7 protein-coding genes are annotated in these 7,838 nt (G+C 31.4%); 2 read left to right on the top strand and 5 right to left on the bottom strand.

All coding sequences use genetic code 11. From position 1 onward, the window contains the following. Window positions 1–325, bottom strand: a 325-nt coding sequence (locus B2X73_RS10600) for a hypothetical protein (protein ID WP_291048101.1), incomplete at its 3' end; no start/stop codon positions are given. Between the two features lie 609 nt (window positions 326–934). On the opposite strand from B2X73_RS10600, the gene B2X73_RS10595 reads away from it, so the two are divergent. Then, window positions 935–1,756 carry a hypothetical protein gene (locus B2X73_RS10595; protein WP_291096397.1) on the top strand — a complete coding sequence of 274 codons (822 nt, stop codon included), beginning with the start codon at window positions 935–937 and terminating at the stop codon, window positions 1,754–1,756. 52 nt (window positions 1,757–1,808) lie between these two features. Here B2X73_RS10595 and B2X73_RS10590 read toward each other — a convergent pair whose 3' ends face one another. From B2X73_RS10590 to B2X73_RS10575, 4 genes are all read right to left on the bottom strand, one after another. Continuing rightward, on the bottom strand, window positions 1,809–2,837 hold the full coding sequence (locus B2X73_RS10590; RefSeq protein WP_291096395.1) for a serine hydrolase domain-containing protein: 1,029 nt from the start codon (window positions 2,835–2,837) through the stop codon (window positions 1,809–1,811). Continuing rightward, the gene (locus tag B2X73_RS10585; protein WP_291096393.1) at window positions 2,813–3,100 is read right to left on the bottom strand and encodes a hypothetical protein; all 288 of its coding nucleotides are present in this window, start codon (window positions 3,098–3,100) and stop codon (window positions 2,813–2,815) included. Before B2X73_RS10585 ends, B2X73_RS10590 begins: the two co-directional genes overlap by 25 nt. Before the next feature lie 167 nt (window positions 3,101–3,267). Continuing rightward, complete coding sequence (locus tag B2X73_RS10580; RefSeq protein WP_219035348.1) at window positions 3,268–3,702, bottom strand: hypothetical protein; 435 nt, start codon at window positions 3,700–3,702, stop codon at window positions 3,268–3,270. Between the two features lie 149 nt (window positions 3,703–3,851). Continuing rightward, window positions 3,852–4,793: an MBL fold metallo-hydrolase gene (locus tag B2X73_RS10575; RefSeq protein WP_291096391.1), complete on the bottom strand. Its 942-nt coding sequence runs from the start codon at window positions 4,791–4,793 to the stop codon at window positions 3,852–3,854. A 121-nt stretch (window positions 4,794–4,914) separates the two neighbouring features. On the opposite strand from B2X73_RS10575, the gene B2X73_RS10570 reads away from it, so the two are divergent. Beyond that, window positions 4,915–7,791, top strand: coding sequence for an alpha/beta hydrolase family protein (locus B2X73_RS10570; protein ID WP_291048092.1), 2,877 nt, complete (start codon window positions 4,915–4,917; stop codon window positions 7,789–7,791). The last annotated feature ends 47 nt before the right edge of the window (window positions 7,792–7,838 follow it).

The following is a 7,838-nucleotide window of genomic DNA, read 5'->3' as shown; positions in this document are numbered from 1 at the left end:
TAACAAGGGGAAGATTACACCCAAATAAATATCTGACCATAATAAGGAAATATTCAAAATTATATTTATCATCATTTTTAGAGAAGATAACAATTGAATCAGAGAAGTTAACGATATACACTTCAGTATCACTATAGCATCCATCAAGATGAGTACTATAATTTGTTTTTTCTATACTTTTTTTGAATTTGTTAATAGAGGTTAATCTAGAATAAATTTCATCATGAGTATTTCTCATAATACTATCTTTGAAACCTAATATATCTAAAAAAGCTACAAAACGAAAATCAGTTGTTTTCCAATTTGTTTTTATTGTATTAGTCATTAAATCTTGATTTTATTTACTTTTAAAATAGTTAATAATATTTTTTTTTACACTCAAATATACCAAAAAATCACAATCAAACCCCTTATTGTAAAACTACAATCCTACAAATTTTCTCCCACTTTTGCTCGTGTTTTCTTTTACTAATTGTCAAAAAAGAATATATAAATAACGTTGCATAACCCAAAAAGCTCCTGAGAGGAGCTTTTTTTGTGGAGTATATACTATTTTAAAAACTAAGGTTTTCACTACTTCGCATTCTACGTAAGCATAAAAAAAAGCAGTAATCATATAAAATACTGCTTATATAGCTTAAAACTAAACTTCGATAACTCCATAAGAATTAAAAGCTAACTTCGGTTCCGTTCAACAGGCTTCCATCTCATGCCCTCTGGGCAAGACGAAAGCTTAGTTATTGTGCGACGTTTTTATTCTAAACAGATGTGTTTTAACTTACCCGAGTCCTCGGTTGATTATAAACAGGTGTGTTTTACCTTATCCGAGTCCTTGGTTGATAACAAAGAAATTTATTTTTAACTATAATTAGTGAGTTTTAGACGAATTAAAACGTTTATTTTTGGCGTAATATTAATTGAGACTTTCTAAAAAATGAAAAAACTATTTTTATTGACAACATTCTTTATGGTGTCAGCACTTTTTGCTCAACAAGCGACTAATACGTTAGAAGGCGTTTTTACAACAAAAGCAAAAGATGAATTATATAATCCATTGAAATTTGATGGAAAAGGAAAAGTAACCATCAATGAGTTTGGAGAAGATGGATACGAATTTTTTGAACGAAATGATTCGGTTGTCATTTTTGTAGAGAAAACAGTTTTTATCTTCAAAAAAGAGAAAAATCAATTAAAAGGAATTTCAGATTGGGTAGATAAAAAAGTATATAAATCAAATTTGAAATCTTTCGAAAATAAACCTCAATCAGATTCTAAATTAGCACAACGTGCAAATTGGATGGCAGAGAATTATGATATTAATTTTAAAAATAATGCAACCTATTTGTTTGATTTTGATGAAGAAAGTTTAACTAAAAAATTAAAAGAAAATGAAGCTGCAAATGCAAAACTGTGTAAAGAAGGTTTTGATGAAAGTTGTAAAGTAGTTTTTGCCTATAAATTTGCTGAACAATCTGGTGGTGTTTTCGAAACATTAAGTGCAACAGAAGAGTTGAAATTAAAACCAAATAAAGAGTTACAGCAATTAGCACAACGTGTGATTGATTTAGGAAATCCAGATGGATACGGATTATTTTATACGTATTACTATTTTACAGGAGAAAAGGAAAAAGCGGAAGAGTTTTTACAAAAAGGATTAGATTTAGGATCTAAGTATTGTACAGAGATTTCATTAAATTCTGCTTTAAGTGAATTTGGAGAAGGCTTACAATCGGAAGTAGAAGAATCAGAAGATTAATTCGAACAAATTATCATATAAAATAAAAGCTCAACATTAGTTGAGCTTTTTGTTATTTAGTCAATAAATATTTTGCAACAGCATGATAAGCTGGTAACGAATACGGGTCGTTCGCACTATTCGATGCAACCGGATTGGAAGCAAATCGCACAATAACCATTTCCGCTTTTGGATCAACATAGATCGCTTGACCATGAACGCCACGCGCCATAAATGCTTGATGCTCATTATTGGTTACCCACCACATATCTTTGTAGCTCCAGCCTTTTAGAAGTTTATAATCTGCCTTTGCAAAAGCTTTTTGATTTCCTCCTTTTTTTATTTCGTCAACCAATTTTTTAGGCAAAATTTGATGATTATTAAAGTAACCATTGTTTCTTATCATTTCTCCAAACATTGCCAAATCTCTAAGGTTTGCATTAAATCCACCTCCTGCAAAAGCAATTCCAGCACCATCAATCTGGTAATATCCATCAAAGTTAGTTCCCAACGGTTGCCAAAATTTTTCAGATAGAATTTGAGCCAAAGGTTTATTCAATACTTTTGTAATAATCCAACCCATCACATCAGTATTCACTGTTTTATAACCAAAAGCTTCGCCATGTTTACCATTTTTCTTGACTGTTTTTAGATAATCATAATAATTTGTAGGTCCATTATAATTAGCAGGTTTAGGAAAAGGATTTCCAGCAGCCGAAAAAGCCCACACTTCTGCATTCGGATCGCTGTAATCTTCACTATACTGTAAAGCTGTGGTCATGTCCAAAACTTGACGAATCGTAGCATCACCAAAAGCTGAGGTTTTCAATTCAGGAATATAATCACTACATTTTTTATTCTCATCTAGAATACCTTCGGCAACTAACATTCCGCCCAATGTACCCGTTAAGGTTTTACTAACCGACATCAAGGTATGAGTTCCGTTTTTGTTTAGTTCTCCAAAGTAATTCTCATAAACAATAGCGCCTTTGTGTAAAACAATAATTCCATCGGTATAATTTTTTTGCAAAGATTCTTTCCATGTCATAGTTTCTTTAGTTTCTAAAGGAGTAAAAGTCACATTATCGATAGATTGATCCAATTTAGTTGCCCAGTATATCTGTTTTCTTGTGCCGAAGCAACATTTACAGTTGGGAAAAACTCGCGCATATGACAAACGCTGTAACGCAAAGCCGGAAAGTTAAAAAAGCTACCATCTATAGCGGACAAAATATCTTCTTTTGCAGGTGGAAACCCTTTCATCCAATTAAAATTCTTTGGATCCGATTGCTCTGCAGTCAAGAATTGTTGTCCATAATTCATTTGCGTCATCACTAAAATTAAACAAACTAATATTTTTTTCATAGTTGTACTATCTATTTGGTTGATAAATGAAGTAGAGGAGAAGCTTGCTTCTCAAATTTACGAAAACCATTTTAAACTTTATTTTATTAAAAATCGGTGAATTCGAAAGAATAATAAGGTCAAATAACAAGACGAATTCACCGACAAGTTTTGAAGTATTCGATTGATTAGATCTCAACTTCTCGTTCAGAATTTGTGCAATTACTATGAACGATATAATCGATTAGTTTTCCGTTTTCAAAACACAACATTAAATCTTCTTCATAAATTGATGTATGTGTCAATTGGTTAAATTGTAATAATTTTCCTTGTGAGATTTTAATGATTCCAGAATACCAGCTCGCAAAAACTTCTTCTCTTCTCGGAAACAAATAATTCAATTCAACTTCATCCAAACCATCCAAATATCCTCTGAAATTAATCAAAAACAATTCGTCATTTCTCAATTCCCATTTCCCATAATATCCTCTCCAGCATGTTGGCGAAGGTGGAGTAAAATAAGGTGGATGATTTAATTCTCTAAAATAATGATGTAATGGTTGTTCGGCTATAATATATTGTTGGTTGTCGATTAATAAAATTTCTCCTATTTGCGCGATCATTTTTTCTTATGGTTTATTCAAATGTAAAATAGCCATTCGAATAAATGAAAAATCAATAGTGCTAATTTATCAAAATAATAAAAATTGACCGACTAAAATAAATAGTTGAAAATTATTTTGTCTTTAAATGATAAATTCGTATTTATTATTTATTTAAGAGTTATTCTTTCACCTTGTTGAGGGAAAATATAATTGATGTTATATGGATTATCTTTTAACAATTCGTCTTTAATTTTTTGCTCATAATCATCTTTTGGCTTGATATGAGTAACGATAATTGTTAAACCTTTCAACTTACTTTTTCCAACTTCTTTCGCTAATTCGTTTAATTCTTCGTTCATTAATTTGGGGGTTAAATGACCAAATAATAATTTTTCGGGTTGAGAATTCGGAAAAGAAACTTCTAACATCATTGTTTTTAATTTTCCTGATTTAATTTTAGGTGAAATTGCTTTCCAAATAGTTGATAAGTTTTGAGTTTTTTCGATACGATCAGCTCCTGTATCACCAAAATATAAGACTGCATTTGAACCATTTTCGACTAATATTGCCGAACTTTTTAAAGGGTTTACATGACTCAATTCGTAAATAGTTCCTGTAAAATTAGTTCCTTCTATTGTGAAAGGCATTCCTATTTTTGCGTATTTGTAGTAATATTTATTCAAAATTGGCGATTCACCTTCATTGGCAAAATTTGCCCAAGCATCATTGGTAAAATATTTATTTTTTAAAACTGAAATTGTTTCAGAAATACCATAAATAGGCTTGTTAGAATCTTCTGGAGAATTAATAATCATGCCTGAAAGATGATCCAAATGTCCATGTGAAATAAAATATCCTTTGATATAGTTTTTCAGAATTTTATTGTTTTGTTCTTCAAAAGTACCTTTCTCTATTGCTTTATTGATTCCAGAAAGAATTGTTCCTGCATCCAATGCTAAATAGCTGTTTGTTGTTTCTTCACCAATCAAATAAGATGAAAGATTGCTTTCATTGCTACCTCCATAAACACCAAGTGGAACAATCTGAATATTTTGTGCTGATGCAATCATCGAAATTCCGAATCCAATACTTAATAGATATTTTTTCATAAAAAGAATTTTAACAAAAATACAACTGAAAAGTATTATTAAACTAAAATATCCCCATAGTTTCTAAAAACTTTAGTATTTTCACATTTCTTTAAAAATTAACGCATAAAAATTAGTTAGAATGAAATCGAAATTATCTACTAAAATATTGAAAAATTATGCGACTCAACTGATGATGAAAAAAGCAATGTATGCAGCTGCAATTGCTTTATTGGCAACGAATGTTGATGCGCAAAAGAAACCTCTTGATTTGACTGTTTTTGATGAATGGCAATCAATCGGAATGAAAGAATTATCAAATAATGGTTCGTGGGTTGCTTATCAAGTATATGCACAAGAAAGCGATAATACATTGAATTTTTTTGGACTGAAAACAGATAAAAATCTAAGTTTTCATAGAGGAGAACAAAGTGTTTTTACAGCAGATTCTAAGTTTGCCGTTTTTAAAATTCGACCTTTTTACAAAGATTTGAAATTGGTTCGAATCAAAAAGAAAAAGGAACATGAAATTGCTAAAGATTCAATCGGAATATTAAATCTTGCAACAAATCAAGTCGAGAAATTACCAAATATAAAATCATTCAAAACACCGAAAAAAGGAGGTTCTCTTTTAGCTTATTTATTAGAAAAAGAAGAAACGAAGAATGATAAAAAAGACAAGTCAGATTCTACAAAAACGAAGGATAAAGTTGCAAAATCAGCTGGAAAAGATAAGAAAGATACGCCGTTAGAATTGGTGTTGAGAAATTTGATTTCAGGTCAGAGAAAATCATTCAAAAATGTGATGAATTATGAGTTTAGCGAGAATGGTAAGCAATTAATTTTTTCGACTAAACAAGAGAAAAAAGATAGTTTAGATAAAACTAAATATGGTGTTTTCTTAGTGAATACAGCAACGTTTGTTCAAAAACAATTGGTAGATACAATTGGTGATTTTAAACAATTTGCGTTTGATGAATTAGCAAATAAAGTCGCTTTTGTTGGAACTTCTGACGAAGAGAAAAAGGAAAATAAAACATATTATTTATATTATTCTACAACAAATAATCCGCAACAAATCAGGAAATCTGAATTGTTAGGATTGAAAAAAGATTGGCAAGTTTCAGAAAATCGTCAACCAAAATTTAGCAAAGATGGAAATTCTTTGTTCATTGGTTTGATGCCGAAATTAGCAGAAAAAGACACAACTTTGATTGCTGATGATCATGCAAAAGTGGATGTTTGGAGTTACAAAGACGATTTTATTCAACCACAACAATTGAAGAATCTTGAGCGTGAGAAAAAACGTTCGTACCTATCTGTGATTGATTTATCGAATCCTGTAAAAGTGACACAATTAGCGGATTTGGATATGAATCAAGTCGAGATTTTGAACGAAGGAAATTCAAATTTTGCTTTAGGAACTTCTGATAATGCCTATCGATTAAGCTTGAATTGGGATGTAACAGGTCGTAAAGATTATTATATCATTAATACGAAAACGGGAGAGCGTGAATTATTTGCAAAAGCTTTGGCTGGAAAAGTGGAAATGTCGCCGAATGGAAAATTTGCTGTTTTTTATAATGCCGAAAATGGATTATGGTCGAGCTATAATATCGAAACAAAGGAAACAAAAGTTCTGAATAAAAAGCTGAAAGTGAAATTTTATGACGAAGAAAATGATTCACCAACTTTAGCGCAAGAATATGGAGTTGCCTATTTTACTGATAATGACGAAACGGTTTTAATCAAAGATCGATATGATATTTGGGAGTTTGATTTGGTTGGAAAACGTCGTCCAGAAAATATGACAAATGGTTTCGGTCGTAAACATAATATTACGTTTGATATCAATCAATTAAATGATGATATTAAAACAATTAATCGAGATAATTTAGTTTATTTAGGTGCTTTTAATAATCAGAATAAACAATCAGGGGTTTATCAAACAATCATTTCGAAAGCAAAAAATCCTGAAGAAGTTGTCATGTCGAATACTTGGGGAACGCAAAAAATGAAGAAAGCGTTGAATGCCAACGAATTTATTTATACAAAAGAATCGTTCCGAAATTCGCCTGATGTTTATGTTTCAACAAATTTTAAAGATGAGAAAAAGATATCTGCAATCAATCCGCAACAAAAAGATTATTTATGGGGGAATGGTGAGTTGGTAACGTGGAAAACGTATTCAGGTAAAGATGCAACAGGAGTTGTGTATAAACCAGAGAATTTTGATCCAAATAAAAAATATCCGATGATTGTTTACTTCTACGAAAAACTTTCGGATAATTTGAATCGTTATCAAGCGCCTGCGCCAACGCCTTCTCGTATTAATCACACATATTTTGTAAGTAACGATTACATTGTGTTTACACCAGATATTTCATATACAATTGGTCATCCTGGTAAATCTGCCGAAGATTATATCAATTCTGGAGTAGAAGCGTTGAAGAAAAATACGTGGGTAAATGGAAGTAAAATCGCTATACAAGGACAAAGTTGGGGAGGTTACCAAGTTGCACATTTGATCACTGCAACCAATATGTATGCTGCTGCTTGGACGGGTGCGCCTGTTGTTAATATGACTTCTGCTTATGGTGGAATTCGTTGGGGGACGGGTATGAGTCGTCAATTTCAGTACGAACAAACGCAAAGTAGAATCGGTAAAACCTTGTGGGAAGCGCCGGAATTATATATCGAAAATTCGCCTTTGTTTAATATGCCAAAAGTTACGACGCCAGTTGTAATCATGCATAACGACGAAGACGGTGCTGTTCCTTGGTATCAAGGAATTGAAATGTTTATGGCATTGCGTCGTTTACAAAAACCAGTTTGGATGTTAAATTATAACGGAGATGATCATAACTTGATAAAACGTGCGAATAAAAATGATATTCAACAACGTCAAGTTCAATTTTTTGATCATTATCTGAAAGATAAACCTGCTCCGAAATGGATGACAGAAGGTGTTTCTGCAATTAATAAAGGTATTGATTGGGGATTTGATCTAGAGAAATAATTATAGTAAATATTTAAAAGCGACCAATTTGGTCGCTTTTTTTGTCA

It is taken from the genome of Empedobacter sp. UBA7252 (assembly GCF_002472765.1).
Lineage (GTDB): Bacteria > Bacteroidota > Bacteroidia > Flavobacteriales > Weeksellaceae > Empedobacter > Empedobacter falsenii_B.
This window is presented reverse-complemented; position numbering and strand designations above follow the sequence as displayed.